This is a genomic window from Geoglobus acetivorans (genome assembly GCF_000789255.1).
GTDB lineage: Archaea > Halobacteriota > Archaeoglobi > Archaeoglobales > Archaeoglobaceae > Geoglobus > Geoglobus acetivorans_B.
In genome coordinates this window covers 440703-463152 of sequence record NZ_CP009552.1, presented here as the reverse complement: position 1 = coordinate 463152, position 22450 = coordinate 440703, and the positions used below count along the sequence as shown (strand labels likewise).

Sequence of the window (22450 nt, the reverse complement as noted above, 5' to 3'; positions counted from 1 at the left end):
AACGGTTCAGCAGAAAAAAGATTATATGCAAATAGAGTATTCGGCTGAAGAATGAGAGGAGAGCTTGCGGTGCTGGTGTCTGCAGTCCTCATGGGGACTCTGCCCTATTTCATCAAATCACTCAACCTTCACCCGCTCACAATGACGTTTTACAGGACGGGTATCGCGTTCCTCTTCATCTCGCTATTCATGCTCGTTAAGAGAGAAAAACCAGCTTTCAGCCTCAGGCTGCTGATTCTGGGTCTCTTCAATTTTGGTGTTGTTTTCTTCTACATCACTGCCATATCACAGCTAAGCGCCGCAACCGCCGCATTGCTGCTGTACATGGCGCCGGTCTATGTAACAGCATACACAATATTCACCGGAGAATTCTCTAAAAAAAGCCTGTTCACCCTTATTCTCGGGATATCTGGCCTCTATCTCCTACTGAGTCCGGAAAACGATATCAACACAGGCATCATTGCGGGCATGCTATCAGGAATAAGCTACGCTGTGCTGTTCATTCTTCTGAACAGGTTCGGAAAGCTGTACTCCTCACTGCAGATAACCTTCTCAAACCTGCTCATCCCCACACTCCTGGCCATACCGTTTGTCAGAATAACGCCGGCAGACCCTTCGCTTGTTATCGGTCTCGGCCTGATTTCTACAGCAATACCCTTCCTCCTGCTCACATACGGCATGAGCAGAACCAGAGTCGATAAGGGCCCATTAATAGCCCTTATCGAGCCGGTTGTCGCGGGGTTCATCGGCTTCATGATTTTTGGGGAGATGCTTGAAGGAGTTCAGCTCATCGGAGCCGTTCTGATCATGGTGGCAGTCATAATCGCATTAAATGAAGACGGTGAAAAGCACGTAGGCAAAGATGAGCATGATCAGTGAGTGCTTGACGCCAGAGGAGAAGTCTCCCTCACCCATCACTCCGGCAACCAGCCCGGCGAACAGACCCTGGAAAACCGCCGCATGCATGAAGATTCCCTTGTAAAACTCCTCATCAATGCTCCCCATTGACATGAATCCTCCTCCCGCCGCAGCCACCTTTGAAGTGCTCTCGGCAAGCACGGACAGGAAGGTGGTCGAGATGATGTACACTATTCCAATGAAAACGAAGAAACTGATGTAGATGATCATGACGTACATCGACATGTTCTTTATCCTCTCCCTCCTGAGAAGCTCGGCATTGCTCGCATCCTTTGCTGAAATTCTGAGGATCTCCGTAACATTTGGTGTACTCCTCAGAGACTCAACAAGCAAAATGGTGGTTCTCGTGAGTTCAAATGTTCTGAGTCTGTTTGCAAACCTGATCAGGGCATCAACGAGGCTGATATTCCACTCCAGATCCCTGTTTATCTTCTCTATTTCCTTCCTCAAGGGTGTGGTATCTGTTTTTGCAAGTGTCCTTATCGCCCTTGTGATATTCATACCGCTTTCGTTCATGGAGGCTATTCTGTTCAGAAAAACGGGCGTGAATTTGAGAACCATCCCGGTTCTCCTTTTGTTGATCTGATAAACCACAGCGTAGGGGAGCAGAGCAATTACAATCGAGATGAAGATGTTGTCATCAACCAGAAAGAACCAGTCAATGGTTGGAGAAAAGGTATACTGCATTATGCCGAACAGAGCAAACGCCACTGCGAGAGGGATGGAGATCAAAAACACAGCCGGAGGATTTTCAATAAACAGCTCTTTTGGATTGAGCTTCTTTCTCATTTTCCAGCTGTTCCACTTCTTCATAACGTCCTCATCAATCTCTCTCCTGAGAACATGCTTCTCCTGAATCACCGGAGCCTTTCCCACCTCCACAGGTGTGAGGAGCTTTATTATAAAGGCAAAGAAGAACGCTCCAACGGGTATTATCATGTACACAACAGCATAAAGGAGCATAACATCGCTTTCACCCATGACGGCCATAACCGTCTGGATGATGATCAAGAATAGCGGTCCTGCTACAAATGCAGTTATGTAGCTCTCACCCATCAGGCTGAGGAATTCGAGAAAGCTTTTCTGATCCTGTCTCGCCATTTCAAGATAGTAGTCAGACCTCTCTCTGAAATAGCTGGTAAAATCACCTCCGCTCTCAATAATAGTGATCAGACCCTGAAGGAGGTCAGCAAGATTTTTGGATGGCGTCAGCTCAACCGCCTTTGTCAGAGTTGTTACAAGGTCATGGCCGAGCTCCTCAATTTCCAGGACGATCCTTGAGAATTCCTTTGCAAGCTCGTTGTAAACATCCTCGTAGCTCGCAATGGATTTGAATATCTGAATGAGCGGCATGCCACCCGAGCTTAGAGAGTACATGAACATTACCGCATTGGGCATGAGTCTGTCGATCTTGCTTTTCCTGTCGCTGGCAACGTATCCCGGATAGATGGCGAAGATGAACTGCCCGATCATGAAGAAAAGAACTCCGAGAAACACTGCAAGGAACAGGCTTATGAATATCTTTCTGTATGCCAGCCAGAAGGACAGGAAAGGTTCTGGAAAGTATATGTCAAATGTTGGAATTTCAACGAAGAAGTAAACGATTATCGCAACGATTGCACCGAGAATCAGGCCGAACGCTGCCAGAGCAATCGAGAACAGCATTTGAGTCGCAACATACACATCTGGCGGAATGTTTATCATCGCCTGCTGAAGCTTCTGCCCCATGTCATAGTAATCACTAAGTCTCCTTCTCGCCCGGTCTCCAAAGAATTTGTCCGCAAGTTTGGTAAAACTATTCTCAGATCTGAATACCAAATTCACTCACCACCTTATCCGGATCTACCTGATAGGTCTGAATTATTCTGGCGACTTCCTTAAAGTCTCTTATGTTTTTGTCGAGCATGTATTTGAGGACTGCTTCCCTTCTCTTAAGCTCCTGTTCCAGTTCCTTTCTCGACCAGTTCCTCATGATTCTGAGTTCTTCAAGGGCCTTTGAACTGCCGACCATCACGTGTTCGTCCTTGCTTGAGTCCCAGGTGAAGACTGTTGTGGTTCTCATGATCTTGGTGTGGGGGTCAACGCCTATGATTTCAGCTATCTCTAAGTTTCTTCTCACCCTCTTCTTGCCCATGAAGACCTGGGCCTGTATGCTGACTATGTCCAAAGCTTCGATCATTGCTCTGGGGACGTTTATGGGCGGGTTTTCAAGCCTGTGGATGACGCCGTTGACAGAGTCGGCATGCAGGGTTGAGTAGGTGGTGTGGCCGGTGGACATTGCCTGGAAGAGGGTCAGTGCCTCCTTTCCCCTGACCTCTCCAACTATTATGTATTCGGGTCTCTGTCTCAAGGCTGCTCTCAGCAAATCGTACATGTCCACTACCTTTCCTGTTTCCCTTGTGACTGCGGGAATCCAGTTCTCGTGGGGGAGCATTATCTCTCTCGTGTCCTCAATGGTCACTATCTTCGAGCTTCTCGGGATGAAGATTGAGACGGCGTTCATGGACGTGGTTTTTCCGCTTGCAGTTCCTCCTGCGAAGATGAGGGACCTCTTGTTCTCTATGCAGAGCCAGAGGTAGGCCATCTGCTCTATGCTGAAGGTTCCCCAGGCGATGAGATCCACTGGAGTTACGGGTTCCTCTCTGAACTTTCTTATGGTGAATGTGGAGCCGTGGTCCGTGACTTCCCTGGCCAAGGTCATCTGGATTCTTGATCCGTCTGGAAGGGATGCATCCAGGAGAGGTTCGGCTATGCTTATGTGCTTGCCCGACATCTGGGCAAGCTTTATGACGAACATGTCAAGCTCGTCCTCTCTGAAGGTGAGGTTTGTTCTGATGTTCTGGTAGTTGCGGTGGTAGATGTATATGGGCTTGTTGTAGCCGTTGCAGGAGATGTCTTCTATCAGGCGGTCCTTCATGAGGGGGGTTATGGGGCCGTATTCAATGAAGTCGGACTTGAGGTGGTAAAATATCTTCTGAAAATCTTCCTCCTCGACTTCTATCCCAAGTTCTTTCAGCAGCTTTCTCGACATCTCTTCAAGATGCTTTACTCTGTCATCCACCTGCTCCACATCGCTTTCCAGGTATTCCACAACAGTATTTTTCAGAACATAATACACGGAAAACAGATAACCATCAAGCTTGGGAACTACAACATAATACACATGTTCCTGAGTGTCTTTATTGAACCTTATTTGAATCTTGGAGAAAGGCTCATCTATCCAGTATTCTTCTACAAGAACGTATTCGGGCTCTTCTTCTGATTTGACTTCTTCCAGTCTCATCTCAGCTTCTGATCTGGCAGGTTCTTCCTTTTCCTTTTTTCGAAAAGAGAGTTTCAACCTCACCGAATCATTATTATCATCAAAATCTAATAAACTTTTCCGTTGTTCGAAACAGATACTTTATTAAGGAGCGCTGCATAAATGCAACAGGGCCCGGAACCCGACGGGGCTGAGAAGCATGATGCTCCGTGGCTCCAGGGCCCACAAAAACACAAATTTTATATTTCGCAATGTTTTGTTCGTATTATGATAAAAGCTCTAACAAATCCCGGAAGGTTTTTCGAAGAGGAGAGTGTGCCTAAGATAAGGGCTGCACTCCCACCAATTATCATAATTTCCACGATCGGCGCAGTAAGCCAGTACCTGATCTCATCGTACATGAAACCGCTTTTCAGCGGATCAGAGTTGATGCAGAACATGCTGGCAATTGCTCCGGTGATCGGATTCATCTCAGCATTCATAGTGCTTTTCATACTGCTTGTCGTAATCGCCGGGATAATTCACGTGATCTCCAGCCTTTTTGGAGGAGAGGGCGAATTTGGCAAAACCATTGGTGTTACAGCCTACGGTTTTTACCCGCTGGCAATCGCATCAGTAATTCAATTCGCAATACAGTACTACTTCCTGCAGTCAGCATCTCCAGAAACTCTGCAGGAATTTCTGATGGCAATCACAAACAAAAACCTGATTTACAGCGGATTGTTCGTCAACCTGGCAACGCTCGTATGGAGTATTGCAATATGGAGCAATGGAATTGCAAAGATTAGAAAAATAGAACTCAAAAAAGCAATTATATCTGCCTCGATACCGGCAGCCCTTTACTTAGGATACACAGTATACTCGATAATGAACCTCCAGAACCTCACACAGCTTGGAAGCATGCCGGTCTAACTTCCCTCCACATCCTTCATCATGTGCTTTTTTCTTTCTTTTGCGGTGTATCCTGTGAGCTCGTCAAGGAACCTGTTGTAGGTTCTAAGGGTTTCAAATGCGGTCTCATTGTCCACATTTGGATTCGTTCTGGTCTCAGCCTTCAGGATTTTCCCTTCGAGCCAGAGTCTAAGCTCTTCGAGAGCCTTGTATCTGACAACGTAAACATCACCGTCCTTTTCGAAGCTGCCAAAATGCTTGATTATCATCTCCTCCAGCCTTTCTGCTGTGGGCTTGAAACCCCTTTTAAATCGGTACTCTCGCATGGAATGAGATATTCAGTAAGAGTAATATATTTTTCCGCCCAACTGTGTTCATGGGAGATACAAGAGTCTATTCCGAAAGCACAGACATGGAAAACCCAATTCTGATTACAAGCTTTCCCGGAATAGGTCTCGTTGGAACAATAGCAAGCGGACACCTGATACTGGAACTCAAACTCGAACAGATTGGAGTTATCGAATCCAAGCTGCTTCCTCCAATAGCCACACTTTTCGAGGGAGTCGTCCAGCCTCCTGTAAGAATATACAGGTGCCCGGAACTCAACTTTGTTCTGATACACTCCGATGTGCCGGTTCATCCGGGAATAGCATACGACCTCAGTTCAGTAATTCTTGAATGGGCAGAATCAATCAGCGCAAAAAGGCTGGTATCGCTCGCTGGACTGACAACGTTTGAGGGTAAAAAGAGGGTGTACGGTGCAGCCACATCCGAGGAAGTTCTGAACGAGATAAGGGAGCATGTGGAGGTATTCAGAACAGGAACGATAAGCGGCATAGCAGGAAGTCTGATGAACGAGTGCGTGGCAAGAAAGTTTCCGGCATTTGCCCTCCTGGGCGAGACAGCAGGATTCAATCCCGACCCGAGGGCTGCTGCAGAGGTCATCCTGACCCTCAACAGAATTTACAAATGGGACATAAGCACGGAGAAACTGATAAAGGAGGCGGAGTTTATTGAGGCACAGATGCAGAAGCTCGCAGAGCAGACACAGATGCAGGAGGTAAAAGAAGATTACCATCCAATGTACGGGTGATGGAAATGAGGTGCTATGTTATCTCCGGCATTTCCCGATACACAATCGAGGAGGTGCTGAAGGGAAATCTGAGAACTCTGGAGCTGAGAAACGTCGTCAACATATCAAGCGCCCTGAATGCGGGAATTGGCGAATGCGTCTTCATAACCACCGCCAAGAACGTAGATCTATCGAGAGGGGTTACGGGAATAATAGCAGAGGTGGAGAGAAAGGAGCTTACCACCCACACGATGTATTACTCAAGAAATGACTACTTCGAGGAATGTGAGATGACCGCTGTCAGGCTTAAAATAAGGCCAAGGGGAGTTGGAAGAATAATCCAGGTGTTCAGAAAAGACATTTTAAGTCCGGTTGAGGCAGAGGTTATTCAGCTTGACCACTTTCTGGCAAGATAGTAACTGGAAGAACAAATGCGGACTGACCTGATGTATCGCCCGCCAATATTTTTAATCAGAGCCGTGGCAAGTATTCAGAGTGAGGATAATAAGAATATCATCCGAAAAATTCAGCGAGGAAGAACTATCTTATCCGGCGGAATTGATAAAAGCAGGGAATCTTGTCGCTTTCCCAACCGAGACAGTTTACGGACTTGGAGCAAATGCACTTGAAGGGAAGGCTGTAAGAAAAATCTTCGCTGCAAAGGGTAGGCCATCGGATAACCCTCTGATCGTCCACGTTCACGAGCATGAACAAATATATGAATTGGCCAAACCAAACAGGGTGGCGGAGAAGCTCGTTGAAGAATTCTTCCCCGGCCCACTTACACTGGTGATGAGGAAAAAAGAGGTTGTGCCAGGGGAAACCACCGGCGGTCTGAACACGGTGGCCGTCAGAATGCCTGCCCACAAAGTCGCCCTGAAACTGATAGAGCTTTCCGGCGTTCCAATAGCCGCCCCTTCAGCCAACAAAAGCGGAAAGCCAAGCCCCACTCGGGCAGAGCATGTAATTGAAGATTTCGGGAATGAGATAGACTGCATTATCGATGCCGGAAAAACCCGGATCGGGCTTGAATCCACTGTCGTGGACACGACCACATATCCACTGGAAATCCTGAGACCCGGAGCGATTACACGGGAAATGCTCGAGGAGTTTTTCGAAGTGAAGGTCATAAAAAAATCCGATGTCGCGAGAAGTCCGGGCATGAAGTACAGGCACTATTCTCCCGAGGCAGATGTAATTGTTCTCGTCGGGGATACGGCAAGAGATGAGATGCGTGAGCTTGCAGAGAGGCTTTCCAGAGATGGAAGAAAAGTGGGCATTGCTGCAATGAAGGCTGATGAGTTCGAGGGCATTGCCACCTACAACCTCGGCAGCACTCTGAGAGAGTTTGCCGAAAGACTCTTTGATGCTCTTCGGGAGCTTGACAGAGTCTGCGATGTGATCATAGTCGAGGGAGTTGAGGAAAAAGGGCTGGGACTGGCAATAATGAACAGGCTTTCGAAGGCGGGCAGAGTTTACAGGGTTTAGTAGGCATCGTAGAGCTTTTCCTTCCTCAGATACTCCCCTCTATCAACAAGATTCTCCACAACCACTCTGTCCTGCTGAAGCTTTCCAATAACATCCGCATCATACCTCGATCTGCCCAGGCCAAGTACATCGCCATATCTGTTGCACACCAGCACAACGTCATTTGCCCTCACTTCATCATCAACATCGACAACCGAACCCGCAAAAACGTCCCTGCCGTAAAGAAAGAGCATTTCTCCTCTTTCAGTCACAACCACTCTTCTGCGGTCTTTGGCGATGATAAATGCACCCTCCAGTGTCATTCTAAACCTTCGGCTGCCCACCTCTCCAATCTTTATGCCAGCATGAACAGCATCTGTGTTCATTAAAAGCTCAAAAGCCCCTTCCGTACACAGATAGACCTCTTTTTTTCCAGATTCCACGATGAAGATTCTGTATTTATCAATAAGGTCTGCCGCCCTGAAAAATTTCAATGCGTTTCTTATGATTTTCAGCTCCTTTTTCGTAGGCTCTCTGACTTCCATATCCACTCACGCATTGATTTAACGGCTTTTTCCATGGACGAATAATCACCATCGATTCTGAAGCTCTCAACAGAATTCAGAACCATGAACCTGCCAACCCTGTTGCCGAGAACCTCCGCGTGTTCGGCGGAGAGCACAACCTCTCCATCCCGGGAGTACTCGCATGCTTTCCTGCCAGCCGGAATCGGAACAACAGTAAATCTTGGTCTGAGAAAATAGGGCCTTTCCCGCTCGTCCAGAAACCTAATCTTCACTTTCGTCTCATCCGGGATGAGTGAGGTGTTCAGCTCTATTGCCTTCTCATTTATCCCGATTTCGTTCCGGGCAAATTCCTCACTAAAACCGCCAAGCCTGGACAGATATGTGTCCGCAACAATTTCCTTCGGGTAGGAATACATCAGAAACTCTTTATTGAAAAAATTGGTAAATAAATTTTACGCCCTCTCTCTGAGGGCCCTGCCGAGGGCCTTGGCCATGTTGATGAGAAATCCAAGGGCGAATTTCACATCGGGGTCGTTCATGGCCTTCAGCAATCCGGTCAGCCCTACAGGTTCAGGCTCCTTGTCGCACCTGCAGATCGCATCTCCAATTGCATCGATCAGCATCAGGGCGTTGTCGCTGGTGAATTTGGCAGACACGAGACCGAGGTTCGTGATCAGCTCGGAGTTCTTTTTGATGATTTCATCACTGAGAGTGTCCTGTACAACCTTGACGAAGGCTGCCAGGTCAGCCAGAGTGTCGAGCGCTCCTGTTTTCTCAAGGAGTATGATCTTTTCAAGAATCTTCTCGATCGTATCCTGGTTTTCGAGAAGTTTTTCAACAAGTTCCTGAGTCTTATCCTCCATTCTCACCACCTCACAGCAATCCTCTTGCAGTTAGCCAGTAAGCCTTGTTGTACGCCATCTTGACAAAGTGTACGAACTTGCTCGGTAAAACAGGCCTTGGTGGAGTGAAGTAGTCGAACCAGATGTATGTTGCCTCCTCCCATCCAGTCTCAATGAAGCAGAATGCCTTTCCATTGAACATCGCTGTCGGCTCTATGCCTTCAATCTCTGCAGCGAGATTCTCTGCAACAACCTCCGCCTGGAAGTGCGCAACACTCCCTGCTTTACTCACTGGCAGATTTGTGGCATCTCCAAGAGCATACATGTTGTCGTAACCGTCAACCCTGAGGGTGTACTTGTCTGTCGGTACCCAGCCGCCCTTGTCACCCAGCCCTGAATCGATTATAACCTGAGCGCCCTTGTGCGGCGGGATGGCAATGAGCAGATCATAGCTCTCCTCTTCTCCTTCAAGCGTGATAACCTTTCTGTTTTTGGCATCTACCTCTATTGGGTTGAAGAACGTCTTGTACTGTATCCCCCTTTCATCGAACATCGGCTGAATAAGCTCCACAACCGGGTCCATGGTGAATATCTTGTTTATCGGGTAGGTGTAAAGCAACTCGCTCTTATCCCTCAGATTTCTCCTCCTCAGGAAGTCGTGCAGGATGAACGTAACCTCCATGGGGGCAACCGGGCATTTATGCGGGATGCCCATCACGCTCACAACAATCTTTCCTCCGTTAAACTTCGCAAGCGCCTCCCTGAGTCTCGTGGCTCCTTCGAGATTGTAGAACCAGTGGCCACCTTCTTTCAGACCCGGAATCTCCTCAGGAACCACCCTCGAACCCGTGGCAATTACAAGATAGTCGTAATCGTAGCTTCCGTTTTCGGTTACAACTCTGCTGTTGTCAGCATCTATTTTCGTCGCTCTGTCTATCACAAGCTGAACTGCGGGGTCCACCAGTTCACCAAGATTTCTCTTCAGCTCACCCTCCCCAAGCCTGTTGAAAATCATATAGAGAAAGCCAGGTTCGTAAATCTGAAAATTCCTGTCGGAGATGAGCGTTATCTGAACTTCTTCGTTTTTAATCCTCTCTTTTATTTTCGGAACAAGATAGTTCGCCGTGAGGGTGCCTGCAACACCCCCACCGAGAATAACAACCCTTTTCATTGAACCACCTCTTCAAAAATTAAAAAATTATCTGGTTTTCTTCACGACAATTCTCCAGTATCCGTCCGCCTCAAAAACTCCTACAAGCTCGTGTCCAGCCTTTTTAACCCATTCCGGAATGTCTTTGGCTGAGCTTTCATCACTCGACCAGACCTCGATTATCTTGCCAACGTCCTCCTCCCTGATGGCCTTGATCAGCTCCATGAGCGGTCCCGGACAGTAGCTGCCCCTTGCATCCACAACTCGATCAGCCTTAACCTCCATCTCAACCACCCCCTTCTGACTTCAGATAAACAGAACCTGTGCACCCTCAATCATTCCAAGGAATGCCGAAACTCCAACGACGTCGTCGAATATGTCCACAAAGTCGTCCTTGCTCATCTTGAGCATGTCCATGATCATACCGCAGGCGTACATCTTGAGGTTCCCCACCTCTTTGGCCTGTCTGAATGTATCCACGAATAAGGGCACATTGCTTTCCAGCATGCCCTTGCCGAGGTCTCCGGCAGTCTTCCACGCCTTATTCTCAACAACATCCTTTCTGAAAGCGAGCAATCCATCCATTGTTGCAAAGACCACAACCTCATTTCCCAGGGTTGAGGCCACACTTGCAATGATGCTTGCTGCCTGGAGCTTTTCAAGCTCCCCACTTGCCAGAACTATAGCCAGTTTCCCCATTCTAACCACCTCAAAATTTAATTAGGGCTTGCCGGATATAAATATTAGCGGTTTTTGAAATACCATTCAAAACAGACTATTAATCGTTAAGGTATACATTTTTAAAGTTTGTAGCCCATAAACAGAGCATGGAAGAGAGAATTTTTGTATTCGCCGTGGGAACTGCCGGTAGCGGAAAATCGTATTTCACCAAGGCTTTTTCAGATTACCTCGACTTTAAAAAAATAGACCATGCCATTGTCAATCTCGATCCCGGTGCTGATTATCTCCCATACGAGCCGGATGTCGACGTGAGAGAGTGGTTTACCGTATCGGACATCATGGAAAAGTACAGTGTCGGGCCAAACGGCGCTCAGATAATCTCAGCAGATCTCATTGCCACAAGGGCCCAGGATATAATCGATGATCTCGACCTTTACAGCGCAGAGTACGTCCTTGTCGACACTCCCGGACAGATGGAACTTTTCACGATGAGAAGCAGCGGAGAAATAATTCTGAGAACTTTCGGTGTGAATAATTCCGTTTCAGTGTTCCTTTTCGATCCCGTAATCTCCCAGTACCCATCAGGATACATCTCCATGATCTTCCTGTATTCCTCGGCAATACTGAGACTCAACATACCACAGATCCCTGTTCTGAGCAAGTCAGACCTCCTGCCCGAACACACGCTGAGAAAGATTACGGGCTGGAGCGATGACCCGGAATCGCTTTATGACGATATTCAGGAGGAAAAAAGCCTTTCAAGAGATCTGTTCCACGTCCTGAAGGACCTCGGACTGATCAGGCCCATCATCCCGGTTTCTTCAGTAAGCGGTTACGGAATGGACGACATATACGACATCATTCAGGAGATTTATTTCAGCGGGGAGGACCTCGAGAGCATAAGGTACTAACCACCGGCGATCGGAGGAAATATACTTATCTTATCTTCTTTTTTCAGCTTCGGCATTTTTTCAAGATCCTTAACGTTTCTGCCATTTATGAGAACTATTCTGTCATCCCTGATCGAACCATCCTCTTCAAAAACCTCGCTGTAAAAGCTCTCACCAAAAACCTCAGATGCTTTCCTTATAGCCCCTTCAAAATCCTCCGCCTCAACCTCAACTCTCTTCCCGTATCTCTCTCTCAGGGTTGCAAATAATTCTATCACAACCATACTGCAAGATTGGCTATTCATTTATTTAGACTTTATCACATCCTCTGGCAATAAAAATAAGAAAATACGGAGAATTACAGCTTCTCCCTGACAACTATGGCATCCATCGGGCAAACACTCTCACACAGCCCGCATGCTGTGCAGCTCTCAGGTTCGACCTCACCCCTGACTTCAGACAGGTTGATTTCCTTAGCAATTTTACAGACAGATTCGCAGAAATGGCATCCTATGCACTTGCTACTGACCTCTATGACCGGATGAATCTCGTGATAATCACTTATCTTCCCCGGAAGATGGATTTCCTCATACCTTTCGGAGACGAACCTTTCAATCTCTATCGCATTCCCCGGACAGTACTTTTCACACTTGCCACAGAAATTGCATGAGTCATCGAACGCAACAATCTTCCCGGCTCCATATTCGTATGATATCGCACTGTTTGGACAGACGTTTATGCAGATCGTGCATTCATCCCCAAGGCACCTGTCTCCATCAAAGCTCTGCTCTCCCTCGAATATTCTGTTAACATGAATGGCATCAAACTCACAGACCTCTTCACACGTTCCGCAGAGAGAACAGCCAATATCAACGTCCACGTGTCCGGAGACAGCATACTCGAACTTGACCTTACAGGAATCACAGTGGATCTCAATAACATCCTTGGGACAGACACCCTGACAGATCTGGCAGTAAATACACTTACTCTCGTCAATCTCAGGCCTCCCCCTGACTATTCTGACGGCATCGGTGGGGCAGAACATCACACAGTTCCTGCACTGAATGCACCCCTCTCCAATGCGAACATAACCGAGCCTGACCCTGTCCTTCTCAAGTCTTTTTTCAACGTCGATTGCACCCCTGGGACAGTTCTCAGCACATTTTCCACAAAAAACACAGTTTTCAAAGTTAACTTCTGTCTTGGAATATTTTATCCTGTCAAGAATCTGGCTGAAAGGTGAGGTTTCAAGTGTCAGCGCACCATACTGGCAGTAAACTGTGCAAACACCACAGTCAATGCAACCCTCAATATCAGCGTGATAACCTGAAACGGTTTTGATGACGTTTATTGCCGATTTCGGGCACGTCACTTCACATAACCCACATCCCGTGCAGTATTCTGGCTTAAAGGAAACTGTCATGTTTTTTGCGAACAGATTTTTGTATTTAATATTTGCGGTATTGCACAAAGTTGCAAACAAATAAATACAAATGAATTAATAAACAATTAATAGTGATTTAGGGGAATTAAAAAACGATTAATCATCCCCAAAACATTCCCAGTATTTCGAATGAATTTTCCTGACCTCTTCAACATTTTCCACAACCCTGTCGGTAGCATAGTATTTCTTTCTCCACCTGAGTTCAGACAGGTAGTTTTCTGGCTCCCGAATGTTTGAAATATCCATCCCAGCCATAGCAGCGATTATTCCAAGATTCGTGTATGGAAGGGCATGCTCAACACTGTATCCACCTTCCAGAACGGTAACGATCCTTCCCTCGCAAAGCTCGCTGGCAAGATTTACGGCTCTCTTCATTATCTCGGCATAACCTTTTGCAGTCAGTGCGAGGCCCGTTATCGGGTCGGTGAAGTGATTGTCCTGTCCGGCAGATACCGCAATGAAGTCGGGCTCAAATTCCCGGATGACCGGCTCGATAACCTTCTCAAAAACGTAGAAATAGCCCTCATCAGACGTACCTGGAGGCAGAGGTACGTTAATCGTGTATCCCTCACCGCAACCCTTTCCGGTTTCGTACGGATACCCTGTTCCAGGATACAGCGGCATCTGGTGAGTGGAGATGAAGAGAACTGAATCATCGTCATAAAATATCTCCTGTGTTCCGTCCCCATGATGAGCATCCCAGTCAATTATCGCCACCTTCCGGAAGCCCTTTTTCTGAATCCACCTGACCATGATGGCCATGTTGTTGAGGTAGCAGAAACCGGCACCGGTGTGGGGCTTTGCATGATGCCCTGGTGGACGAATCATTGCAAATGCGTTGTCAACCTCTGATTCGATAACAGCCTGTGCAGCCCTTATTGCACCTCCAGCAGCCAGCAGAGCCACATCAACAAGACCGACAGGCACATTGGTGTCCAGATCGATGAAACCCCCTGTTTCACTCGTCTTAATCAGAAAGTCAACATACTCTCTCGTATGAACCTCCAGCACGTCCTGAATCTCAGCTTCAAAAGGCTCGAGAAGGACAATATTTTCGAGGTCAAAGATACCCTCCTCCATGAGCTGATCCAGAGTGTATGCGAGTCTCTCCCTTCTCTCAGGGTGAGTTGGCGACTGTTCATGCTCCAGATATTTAGGATGGTAAACGATCCCGGTTTTCATAGCACATCACAACACAATCCCGGCTTTATCTGAACGATAACATCGACAATCTTGCCTCTTTTTATGCCCCCCTTGACTATATTGAACGAGTTGAAATACATAACATCTATGTCTGCAAGATCTCTTTCATTTGCACCATATTTCAAAGCCAGTTCTTTAGCTCTCTCAATCGCAAGTTCCACAAGCTCCTCATCATCCGGATGCCCGGATATGCTCTCAAACTGCTCCTGATCTACCTCTCCGTTGAATATTGCTAACCTCCTCTCGGTATCGAATCTGGCATAGAGCGTGAGACTTATCCTTGATACCGCAACACCCACGGCATTTGCCGAGCCGTAATGCTCGGGTATTGTGTACCTCTTCCCCGCTGCCTCAGCAATTCTGGGAACAAGGTGCTGGGCGAGATATCCCGTTCCGATTATCGTCTTTGCCGGATAATTCCTGACGACCTCAGCTACGGAATTCACATACTTTTCAACCTCTCTTTCTGCCTCTTCCCTTCCAACCTTTTCCCTCGACCTCTGGAAGCTTCCAATCTCTGCCCCCAGAGCATTGAGCAGGTCTGTCAGGGTCGGGGCGTCTCCTCCAAAAGCCACGGATTTCCCATCCCTGTATGGCATCAAAGAACCGCTGTAGAGGCTATCCCCTCCATAGGGAAGTGAAAGGCTCCTCACACACCTCACATGGGTCCTCATACCATTGATTTCCACCTTTTCCTCAACTTCCGGTGCCCCTTCTTTCAAAAGAACGAAATCTGTCGTCGTTCCTCCAATATCAATGACGAGAGCATCCTTAATTCCTGTCAGAAAATACGCTCCGTAAGCCACCGCCGCTGGACTCGAGTTGTAAAGTTCCAAAGGATTTCTCAGGGCTATCTGCCAGGGTATTATTCCGCCATCCCCCTTGTAATAGAAAAATTCCTCTTTGATCTCCTTAACACTCTCCGTGAGTTTTTTAACCTTTTCAGCGATCTTTGCATTCAGAATTGTGGTATTTATCCTCAGGGGAAAGTTTATCAGGCCAACGTGGTGGCTCAGGGCTATCCTGTCTCCATCTATGAACCTCCTGGCCACCTCCGAAACCTTGTGTTCTATAACCGGATTTCTTATCGAAAACTTTGACGAGATTGCCAGCGCATCATATTCTCCACTTTCCAGAGCCTTTACAATCTCATCCTCGTCAATCTCCTCAACATAAATGCCCCTGTGATTGACGTAACCCCTCAGGACGATGCCATAACGGCTGTAATCCAGTCCGGGACCGGGAAAAACGAGAGACAAAACCTTTATCCTGTCAAACTCGCTTGTAAGGGCATTGAGAGGGACAGACGTGCTTATGATCAATCTGGACCGCTTAATGTCCACCTCTCTGGAAATCCTGTCCAGAATGTTTTCAACACCGTACTCATTTGGAAATTTGAAGGTTTTAACCTGATTTTCTGAGAGAAACGCTACATCGGTATTTGTCCCCCCGACATCTATACCCACTATCATCCATCACTGAGTCAAATTCCCATTATTTAAAGTTGCTGAATTTGAGTTTTTATATACACTATTTAAGCACCCTGCCTGTTCGCATATACCACACATAAAGATCAAGGATTCCCGGCTTCATTCCGGCCAGATCAGCTATCTCAACAAACTTCTGCTCGATCTCAAGGTACCTCTTCTTCGTTAGGGTTTTCGGAATCTCATCAAGTATGCCATATTTGTGCATCACAGCAAGAATGTGCCTGTCGAGAATTGCAAGGTCAAAATAACCGACGTTCCTGAGAAAGTGGCTGGCCTCTTTATAGCCTATGCCCTTAATGTTTTTGACAAGCCACTCTCTCGCTTCAATCACACCACTGCTCTCGATGCTATCTACCACGATGTCTCTGATCCTGGAAAATTTCCTTGCCCTGACAATGAATTCCGCTCTCGTCCTCCAGAATCTGTGTCCCAGCCTTTTCAGCTCTTTTTCAAGTTCGCCTTCAGACAGATAAAGAAATCCATCCCCAATTTCGTTCTGAATTTTTATGCCAAGCTCAGCAGAGCTGTTGGCAGTGAGAATACAAAAACACAGCTCGGAAAACCATTCTTCATTACCCTTTCTGTTCAGATCGAGAAACTGCCCAATTCTCTCTGAAATAACATGGCCAGCCTGATTTTCAACCTCTTCAATGGAAGAAATTAAAGAAAGAACAGGTTCAGACAAATGCCTGAAGCACCTCTGCTTTCAGTCTCGCCTTCCCTCCGGTCGGCTCAAGGAGGGTTCTCCCGCAAACGAGGCACTTCACGTATGTGGATGCTCTCTCAAACACAACCTGCTCATTCTCACAGTCCGGACACTTCACCTTCAGGAACCTGTTCATGCCGCATCACCCCACAAGTTCAAACCTCTTGGCTCTCCAGGTGGGGCGATGTTCTGCCTTACCGCACTCGGTGCATCTCCATCTGATGTTCACCTTCTTTGTTGGCTTATCTCCACCAGGAACCTTGCTGAACTTTCCGAGGTTGCCAACCTTGCCTTTCCTCTTCTTCTGCCTGTTAATCCATCTGAGCGAACTCTGCCTGCCCTTGCTTACCCTTTCCACTTCATGAACAGTATGCTTGTTGCAGTATCTGCAATATGTCTTGACCTTTTTCGGATACTTCATCTTTTCACCTCTATTTTTTCAGCAACTCCGCTTTTGATTAACGCGTTAGCATTAAGGGAGGGAATCAATACCACATCCTCCCTTCTCAATTTATATGTTTTTCCATCAACACCCTCGAATTCAGGCACATCCTGCCTTACTCTTACCAGAACCCTCTCAGAATCAGGCAATTCTTCCGCTGACTCGTGAACGGGCTGACCTTCAATAACCGATTTCCGGAAGTCGGTCAGAAGGTCTCTCAGCTTTCTGTAAAACTCTCTCTCAACCTCAATCAGATTTTCCCTGCCCTCGATCCCGCTTTCCGTCTCGCAAATGTCTGCCCAGGCAAGTTTGATTATCTTGAAAGTCCTCATCTCGAAAATCCTTTTCTGAATTCTTTTGAGTGTCCTCAGCTCCTCATCGATTTTCGTAAATTCATCGTCATCCGCTTCTTTTTTGAGCTGATTAAGCTCGTCGATTCGCTCCTTTATTCTGAAATAGAGGTCTTCCTCTATTTTCTCAATCTTTTCTCTGCTCTTCTCAATCAGTATCAGCAGATCGTCAATATTCACGATCACCACCCGTACAGTGCTCTGTTCCTGCATATCAGGAATACTGCTGCATATTCCGGCAGCTCATGTCTGCCCGCCCTGAGCCTGAATACTTCGCCTTTCAATTTAAACTTTACATTGCTGAGCACTCTGACTCTAACCTGCTCATCCCCAAACACGACAGCATCTCTGAATGGTTCGAATTCCTCAATCTCATCTCTGGCGAGAGGTGTAACTCTCAAAGACGTTTTCCCGTGGAGCGACCCGGGCAGTCTGATCAACCTTTTCACGTCAGCGGTAACGGGCGGATCCACGTGAATCCGTACTGCATCCACACACTTTTCAAAAACCATCTCCATTGATTTTCTGACGGTTCTGGGCAAGGTCCTGAAGTCTCCAGAGTATATTTTCTCCCTGTTTCTGGCAAAAATATCCTTCAGATTTTCGGCAGTTTTCTTCTTTATCCTGAAAATTTCAGTAAGCATGTCTCTTTTTATTGCATTCTCAAGTATTTTTGCAATGCAGCCAGACACCCTGGAATACTGGGTTGACTGAAGCATGAGATTATCGTACGAAACTCCGTTAAGAGATACATAGTCCACAATCTCTCTTCTCTCAGCGGAGCCGAGAGCGAGGAATTCCTCATCATGGACGTGTATGTGATATCCCCTTCCTCCCGAGAACACAAGCATCATATCCTCAATCCCGAAATCAGATTCCAGCAGATCATAAAGCCTTACAATCTGCTTTTTCGCCTCCTCAAGTCCACCCTTAGGCAGGTGGTCTGCATCAATGTCGAATATGAGGTCTGCACCCTTCCACATCTTATCGTCCATTTTTTCCGCATCCGGCTTTTCGTAGTATGCAGATGAGAAATATGCATGGAGCGGTGTGTTTTTAATAAGATAGCCTCTGAGTTCGATTTCGCTCTGGAATGCAATGTGCCTGTGCATGATAAATTCAGGAATGGAATCGACGCTTACAAAAGCCCATTCTCTGGTCTCAAATCTCTCAGGGGTGTAAACCTCATTTCTGGAATAGTAATCCGAAAATTTCTGTTTCAGGTAGGATTTGGTTATTGTATCCACAAAAGGCATGTATGGCAATTGGTTTTAACTTTTTGCCCTCAGCACCATGAGAATTCCAGCAAGTATCATCGTCCCTCCAGCCAGAGTCGATAGAGTTACCGGTTCGGACAAAAGAAGGCTGCCTGCCACTATGGAAACCACAGGAATTGCATTGAGAAAGACCGATGCTCTCGACGCTTCCTCCCTTTTCAGGACGTAATACCATCCCTGATATGCAAGATATGTTGAAAATACGCCCAGAAAAACAACCGAAAGAATGGTGACTGCATCAAGCTCCAGAAGCTTCTCGAACGAAGAGGGTGCAAAGATGGCGAGAGGCACAGAGCCAAAGAGCATTACGTAGGACGTCAAAACTCCTGAAGAATACCTTTTCAGGGTGGATTTGCCGAGAACGGTGTATATTGCCGCAGAAATCGTGGAAATCAGTACAAGAAGAACTCCAACCAGATGTCCAGCACTATCAGGTCTCGAGAGAACATAAACACCAACCAGAGCAATCGCTATGCCCGCCACCTTCCTGTAAGTTATCCCTTCCTTCAAAAACACGGCAGAGAGAACAAGAACGAATACCGGAGCTGTGGAGATGATGAGGCTGGCGATTCCCGACGGGATGTACATCTCCCCTGCATTCAGGCACACGTGATAGACGGTAACCCCAAAAAAGCCAAGAACGAAAACCGTGGGGATATCTTTCCTCCTGATTCTGTATCCCTTCAAAAACACGGTCAGTATAAAAAGAAGATCGGCAACCAGAAACCTCAGAAACGCAAGCTCGAAGGGGCTGAGCTTCTGGACGGCATGTTTGATAGCCGTGAATGCAAGACCCCAGAAAATTATCGTGAAAGTGAGAACAATCCACTTTGTCCTGTCACTTCCTTCTCTGCTCAAGCCATGCATCACCCACGCTGTGATAACCCCTGCTCTCCCAGTACCCATCCACGTACTCCTCGAGAAATTCCACTTCTCCCACCCACTTTGCACTCTTCCAGAAATACAGGTCTGGAATTACCGCCCTGACAGGATACCCGTGTTCGGGAGGAATTGTCTGTCCGTTCAGTCTGAGGGCAAAAATTCCTCGCTGGAAATAGTCCAGAGATACGCAGGTAGTGTATCCATCGATACACTTCAAAAGGACGAATTTCGCTTCAGCAGGGCGGGAAAGAGAAATTATCTCCTCAACCGGAACCCCTCCCCATTTCAACCCTGTAACGCTCCATCCCTCAACGCAGTGTGCAGGAATTTCGACCTCAACCTGTCTCATTTCCAGCAAGTCCCCGTAGGAAAGTTCGAGTTCACTATCCACACATCCACCAATTCTGAGCATGTAATCATCAGCATCAATTTCTGGGACGGATGAGATATTAAGCACTCTGAGCTTTTCCTCTTCAAACTGTCCGGGTGGGAGCATGCACAGGATAGGACATTTTTGCATTTAACCTTATCCCAAAATATATTTAGTGTGGCGAAAAATTCAAGCTCATGAAAAGAATTGGAATTATTGGTGGACTGAGTCCCGAGTCCACCCTGTATTACTACCGGGAGTTCATCCGGCTTTCGAGAGAGAACTTTGAAAGCAACGTTTATCCGGAAGTGGTGATATACAGCATCAACTTCTCCGAATTTCTTAATTCTGACTGGGAGACAAGGTTAAAGATTCTCAGCAGTGCAGTAAAATCACTTGAAAGGGCAGGAGCAGAGCTGCTCGCAATCGCATCCAACACACCGCACAAAGTCCTTCCAGAGCTTAAGGAGATTGCAGACTCCGACTTCGTAAGCATAATCGATGCGGTGGCTGGAAGGGCAGAAGAGATCGGAGCGAAAAGGCTGCTCCTCACAGGAACCAGAACAACCATGAAAGAAGAATTCTACAGAAAGGAGCTTGAAAAATCCGGATTTGAGGTCACAATTCCAGACGAGGTGGATGAGATCCATTCAATAATCTTCGAAGACCTCGTTTTTGGAAACTTGCGGAGAAAAAAGAGGCTCGTGGAGATTATCAACAAATACGATGCCGATGCTGTAATTCTCGGATGCACTGAACTCCCGATCGCCATCGGTGAAGGAGACGTGAAAATGAGGGTGATAGATTCTGCCAGAGAGCATGTCAAACTGATACTGAGAAAAGCCATTGAATGAATCAACAATCTTTTTATTAAATCACAGGTATCCGGAACCATGGAAAAGGTGAGCACCCTTCTTGAAGCCCTCCCGTATATCAAGGAATTCCACGGTCAGACAATGGTAATCAAGATAGGGGGCCATGCAATGGTCAGCGATGAGAGGCTCGAACAGACCGTGAGAGACATAATGCTGCTCTATTTTGTCGGCATTAAACCCGTGGTCGTGCATGGAGGGGGGCCGGAGATAAGCGAGAAAATGGAAAAATTCGGCATAAAGCCAAAATTCATCGACGGATTGAGGATAACAGACGAAGATACGATAGAAATAGTGGAGATGGTTCTCGATGGAAAAATAAATTCGAAGATAATCTCATATTTCATAAAGAACGGTGCAAAAGCCGTTGGAATCTCAGGTAAAGACGGTCTGCTTGTCATAGCAAGAAAAAAGAAGGTGAAGAAGAGAATTGGTGAGAGTGAGGTCGAGGTGGACCTTGGCTACGTTGGCGAAACCGAATACGTAAATCCCAGAATTCTGGAAATTCTGATAGACAACGGGTTCATTCCAGTCATATCGCCGGTCGCTGCAGATCTAAACGGCAACATATACAATATGAATGCAGACGTGGTGGCAGGTGATGTTGCCGGAGCGCTCAGGGCCAAGAAAATGATCATGCTCACAGACGTCAACGGAATTTACAGGGATGTGAACGATGAAAGCTCGTTCATATCTAAAATGAGCGCGAAAGAGCTTGAAAATCTTCTGAAAGCGGGCATGCTCTCGGGAGGCATGATACCCAAAGCGGAAGCTGCACTGAACGCCCTGAAAAGCGGTGTGGAAAAAGTGCACATAATAAACGGCTCAATTGAACACTCAATTCTTCTTGAGCTGTTTACAAAGGAGGGGATAGGAACCATGGTCCACCGGTGATGACAATGATGCTAGGTTTTCAGCCCGATGTTGAACACAGCTTAGAGCAGGCATTTGAGTTTGCGGCAAATAATGGCTTCAACCATGTGGAGCTTTTGATGGATCACCCTCATTATCACTACTCTGCAATTCACCCACAGCAGGTTTCCGAGCTTTCCATGAGCTACGAGGTGGACGTGCTGATACACGCTCCAGCGATAACCACCAACTTTCTCGCAATAAGCGATGTTGCCAGGCAGGCCAGTTACGAAGAGCTTGGAAAAACGCTGTATTTTGCTGAAAAAAGCGAGGCAAAGGTAGTTACAGTCCATATCGGATGGAATCCCGGATTCATCACATCGAGGGGGTTTATTTTCCGGGAAGAATGGTTCGACAGACACAATGAAAAGGTTCTGACAGAAGAATTCCTGCCATTCATCAGAGAAAACGAGATCATAGCAATAGAGAACACAATAGGAATTTCGGGAGGAATAAAGAAGGGTCTGGAGAGGATAATCAACGAAACGGACGTCTGGCTAACATTTGACATCGGACATTATGCGGTAAAGACAGGACACGACCTTTTCATGGAGAACTTCGACAGAGTCATAAACGTCCACCTCCATGATAACAGGGGTGACTTTGACGAACACCTGAAACTCGGTGCAGGCAGCATAGATTTCTCGATAATACCTGAAAATTACAGAAACTATCTGACACTCGAGCTCAGGGACGAGGACGCGATTCTCGAGTCAAAGGATTTCATTTATGCCCATGGTTTCTGGATGTGACTGGCACCGACCCACGAATCTGAATGTGCTCCGGGCCAGAACAGCAAGTC

The 22450-nt window shown here is 46.9% G+C and carries 29 protein-coding genes; 9 read left to right on the top strand and 20 right to left on the bottom strand.

What is annotated here, in order from left to right:
- The first annotated feature begins 51 nt into the window (after positions 1-51).
- Complete coding sequence (locus tag GACE_RS02705) at positions 52-879, top strand: EamA family transporter (protein ID WP_048090962.1); 828 nt, start codon at positions 52-54, stop codon at positions 877-879.
- On the opposite strand, the gene GACE_RS02700 is transcribed toward GACE_RS02705, so the two are convergent.
- Both GACE_RS02700 and GACE_RS02695 read right to left on the bottom strand, forming a co-directional pair.
- Positions 829-2736 carry a type II secretion system F family protein gene (locus GACE_RS02700; RefSeq protein ID WP_048093559.1) on the bottom strand — a complete coding sequence of 636 codons (1908 nt, stop codon included), beginning with the start codon at positions 2734-2736 and terminating at the stop codon, positions 829-831. The genes GACE_RS02705 and GACE_RS02700 overlap by 51 nt on opposite strands.
- The gene (locus GACE_RS02695; RefSeq protein ID WP_084063747.1) at positions 2720-4201 is read right to left on the bottom strand and encodes an ATPase, T2SS/T4P/T4SS family; all 1482 of its coding nucleotides are present in this window, start codon (positions 4199-4201) and stop codon (positions 2720-2722) included. Before GACE_RS02695 ends, GACE_RS02700 begins: the two co-directional genes overlap by 17 nt.
- Positions 4202-4447: 246 nt before the next feature.
- On the opposite strand from GACE_RS02695, the gene GACE_RS02690 reads away from it, so the two are divergent.
- Positions 4448-5092 (top strand): Yip1 family protein, encoded by a 645-nt coding sequence (locus GACE_RS02690; RefSeq protein ID WP_048090958.1) that lies wholly within the window; start codon positions 4448-4450, stop codon positions 5090-5092.
- Here GACE_RS02690 and GACE_RS02685 read toward each other — a convergent pair.
- Positions 5089-5397, bottom strand: coding sequence for a DUF5611 family protein (locus GACE_RS02685; protein ID WP_048090956.1), 309 nt, complete (start codon positions 5395-5397; stop codon positions 5089-5091). The two genes, GACE_RS02690 and GACE_RS02685, sit on opposite strands and share 4 nt — an antisense overlap.
- 50 nt (positions 5398-5447) lie before the next feature.
- Between GACE_RS02685 and GACE_RS02680 the strand changes: the two genes are divergently transcribed.
- The 3 genes from GACE_RS02680 to GACE_RS02670 all read left to right on the top strand — a co-directional run bounded on the left by GACE_RS02680 (position 5448) and on the right by GACE_RS02670 (position 7631).
- Positions 5448-6164, top strand: coding sequence for a proteasome assembly chaperone family protein (locus tag GACE_RS02680; RefSeq protein ID WP_048090954.1), 717 nt, complete (start codon positions 5448-5450; stop codon positions 6162-6164).
- Between the two features lie 5 nt (positions 6165-6169).
- On the top strand, positions 6170-6559 hold the full coding sequence (locus GACE_RS02675; RefSeq protein WP_048093557.1) for a DUF473 domain-containing protein: 390 nt from the start codon (positions 6170-6172) through the stop codon (positions 6557-6559).
- 79 nt (positions 6560-6638) lie between these two features.
- On the top strand, positions 6639-7631 hold the full coding sequence (locus GACE_RS02670) for an L-threonylcarbamoyladenylate synthase (protein WP_202962746.1): 993 nt from the start codon (positions 6639-6641) through the stop codon (positions 7629-7631).
- Here the strand turns inward: GACE_RS02670 and GACE_RS02665 are convergent.
- Genes GACE_RS02665 through GACE_RS02640 form a run of 6 tightly spaced genes read right to left on the bottom strand, consistent with a single transcriptional unit; the run spans position 7628 to position 10828 of the window.
- A complete protein-coding gene (locus GACE_RS02665) occupies positions 7628-8155 on the bottom strand; it encodes a PUA domain-containing protein (RefSeq protein ID WP_048090952.1) in 528 nt (175 codons plus the stop codon). The two genes, GACE_RS02670 and GACE_RS02665, sit on opposite strands and share 4 nt — an antisense overlap.
- Positions 8122-8553 carry a hypothetical protein gene (locus GACE_RS02660; RefSeq protein WP_048090950.1) on the bottom strand — a complete coding sequence of 144 codons (432 nt, stop codon included), beginning with the start codon at positions 8551-8553 and terminating at the stop codon, positions 8122-8124. Before GACE_RS02660 ends, GACE_RS02665 begins: the two co-directional genes overlap by 34 nt.
- Positions 8554-8589: 36 nt before the next feature.
- The gene (locus GACE_RS02655; protein ID WP_048093553.1) at positions 8590-9000 is read right to left on the bottom strand and encodes a DUF1641 domain-containing protein; all 411 of its coding nucleotides are present in this window, start codon (positions 8998-9000) and stop codon (positions 8590-8592) included.
- 10 nt (positions 9001-9010) lie between these two features.
- A complete protein-coding gene (locus GACE_RS02650) occupies positions 9011-10150 on the bottom strand; it encodes an NAD(P)/FAD-dependent oxidoreductase (protein WP_048090948.1) in 1140 nt (379 codons plus the stop codon).
- Between the two features lie 27 nt (positions 10151-10177).
- Positions 10178-10414, bottom strand: a complete 237-nt coding sequence (locus GACE_RS02645; protein ID WP_048090946.1) for a sulfurtransferase TusA family protein — start codon at positions 10412-10414, stop codon at positions 10178-10180.
- Between the two features lie 21 nt (positions 10415-10435).
- Positions 10436-10828: a DsrE/DsrF/DrsH-like family protein gene (locus GACE_RS02640; protein ID WP_048090944.1), complete on the bottom strand. Its 393-nt coding sequence runs from the start codon at positions 10826-10828 to the stop codon at positions 10436-10438.
- Positions 10829-10956: 128 nt separating this feature from the next.
- Between GACE_RS02640 and GACE_RS02635 the strand changes: the two genes are divergently transcribed.
- On the top strand, positions 10957-11721 hold the full coding sequence (locus tag GACE_RS02635) for an ATP/GTP-binding protein (protein WP_048090942.1): 765 nt from the start codon (positions 10957-10959) through the stop codon (positions 11719-11721).
- On the opposite strand, the gene GACE_RS02630 is transcribed toward GACE_RS02635, so the two are convergent.
- From GACE_RS02630 to GACE_RS02580, 11 genes are all read right to left on the bottom strand, one after another.
- Complete coding sequence (locus GACE_RS02630; protein WP_052400196.1) at positions 11718-11984, bottom strand: MoaD/ThiS family protein; 267 nt, start codon at positions 11982-11984, stop codon at positions 11718-11720. The genes GACE_RS02635 and GACE_RS02630 overlap by 4 nt on opposite strands.
- Before the next feature lie 74 nt (positions 11985-12058).
- Complete coding sequence (locus GACE_RS02625; protein ID WP_048090938.1) at positions 12059-13123, bottom strand: 4Fe-4S binding protein; 1065 nt, start codon at positions 13121-13123, stop codon at positions 12059-12061.
- Positions 13124-13240: 117 nt separating this feature from the next.
- On the bottom strand, positions 13241-14326 hold the full coding sequence (locus tag GACE_RS02620) for a histone deacetylase family protein (RefSeq protein WP_048090937.1): 1086 nt from the start codon (positions 14324-14326) through the stop codon (positions 13241-13243).
- Positions 14323-15819 (bottom strand): hydantoinase/oxoprolinase family protein, encoded by a 1497-nt coding sequence (locus GACE_RS02615; RefSeq protein WP_048090936.1) that lies wholly within the window; start codon positions 15817-15819, stop codon positions 14323-14325. Before GACE_RS02615 ends, GACE_RS02620 begins: the two co-directional genes overlap by 4 nt.
- A gap of 58 nt (positions 15820-15877) precedes the next feature.
- The gene (locus GACE_RS02610) at positions 15878-16522 is read right to left on the bottom strand and encodes an N-glycosylase/DNA lyase (RefSeq protein WP_048090935.1); all 645 of its coding nucleotides are present in this window, start codon (positions 16520-16522) and stop codon (positions 15878-15880) included.
- Positions 16515-16679, bottom strand: a complete 165-nt coding sequence (locus GACE_RS02605) for a 30S ribosomal protein S27e (RefSeq protein WP_048090934.1) — start codon at positions 16677-16679, stop codon at positions 16515-16517. The genes GACE_RS02610 and GACE_RS02605 overlap by 8 nt, the downstream gene beginning before the upstream one ends.
- 6 nt (positions 16680-16685) lie before the next feature.
- Complete coding sequence (locus GACE_RS02600; RefSeq protein WP_048090933.1) at positions 16686-16964, bottom strand: 50S ribosomal protein L44e; 279 nt, start codon at positions 16962-16964, stop codon at positions 16686-16688.
- On the bottom strand, positions 16961-17515 hold the full coding sequence (locus GACE_RS02595) for a hypothetical protein (RefSeq protein WP_048093552.1): 555 nt from the start codon (positions 17513-17515) through the stop codon (positions 16961-16963). The genes GACE_RS02600 and GACE_RS02595 overlap by 4 nt, the downstream gene beginning before the upstream one ends.
- 2 nt (positions 17516-17517) lie before the next feature.
- The gene (gene priS, locus GACE_RS02590; RefSeq protein ID WP_052400195.1) at positions 17518-18591 is read right to left on the bottom strand and encodes a DNA primase catalytic subunit PriS; all 1074 of its coding nucleotides are present in this window, start codon (positions 18589-18591) and stop codon (positions 17518-17520) included.
- Between the two features lie 15 nt (positions 18592-18606).
- Positions 18607-19518 carry an EamA family transporter gene (locus GACE_RS02585; protein WP_084063651.1) on the bottom strand — a complete coding sequence of 304 codons (912 nt, stop codon included), beginning with the start codon at positions 19516-19518 and terminating at the stop codon, positions 18607-18609.
- Positions 19451-19990, bottom strand: a complete 540-nt coding sequence (locus tag GACE_RS02580) for a molybdopterin-dependent oxidoreductase (RefSeq protein WP_052400193.1) — start codon at positions 19988-19990, stop codon at positions 19451-19453. The genes GACE_RS02585 and GACE_RS02580 overlap by 68 nt, the downstream gene beginning before the upstream one ends.
- A 71-nt stretch (positions 19991-20061) precedes the next feature.
- On the opposite strand from GACE_RS02580, the gene GACE_RS02575 reads away from it, so the two are divergent.
- Genes GACE_RS02575 through GACE_RS02565 form a run of 3 tightly spaced genes read left to right on the top strand, consistent with a single transcriptional unit; the run spans position 20062 to position 22400 of the window.
- Positions 20062-20718 (top strand): aspartate/glutamate racemase family protein, encoded by a 657-nt coding sequence (locus tag GACE_RS02575; protein ID WP_048090930.1) that lies wholly within the window; start codon positions 20062-20064, stop codon positions 20716-20718.
- A gap of 39 nt (positions 20719-20757) precedes the next feature.
- Positions 20758-21630 carry an acetylglutamate kinase gene (gene argB, locus GACE_RS02570; protein ID WP_048090929.1) on the top strand — a complete coding sequence of 291 codons (873 nt, stop codon included), beginning with the start codon at positions 20758-20760 and terminating at the stop codon, positions 21628-21630.
- Positions 21630-22400, top strand: coding sequence for a sugar phosphate isomerase/epimerase family protein (locus GACE_RS02565; protein ID WP_318249271.1), 771 nt, complete (start codon positions 21630-21632; stop codon positions 22398-22400). Before argB ends, GACE_RS02565 begins: the two co-directional genes overlap by 1 nt.
- Positions 22401-22450 lie beyond the last annotated feature (50 nt).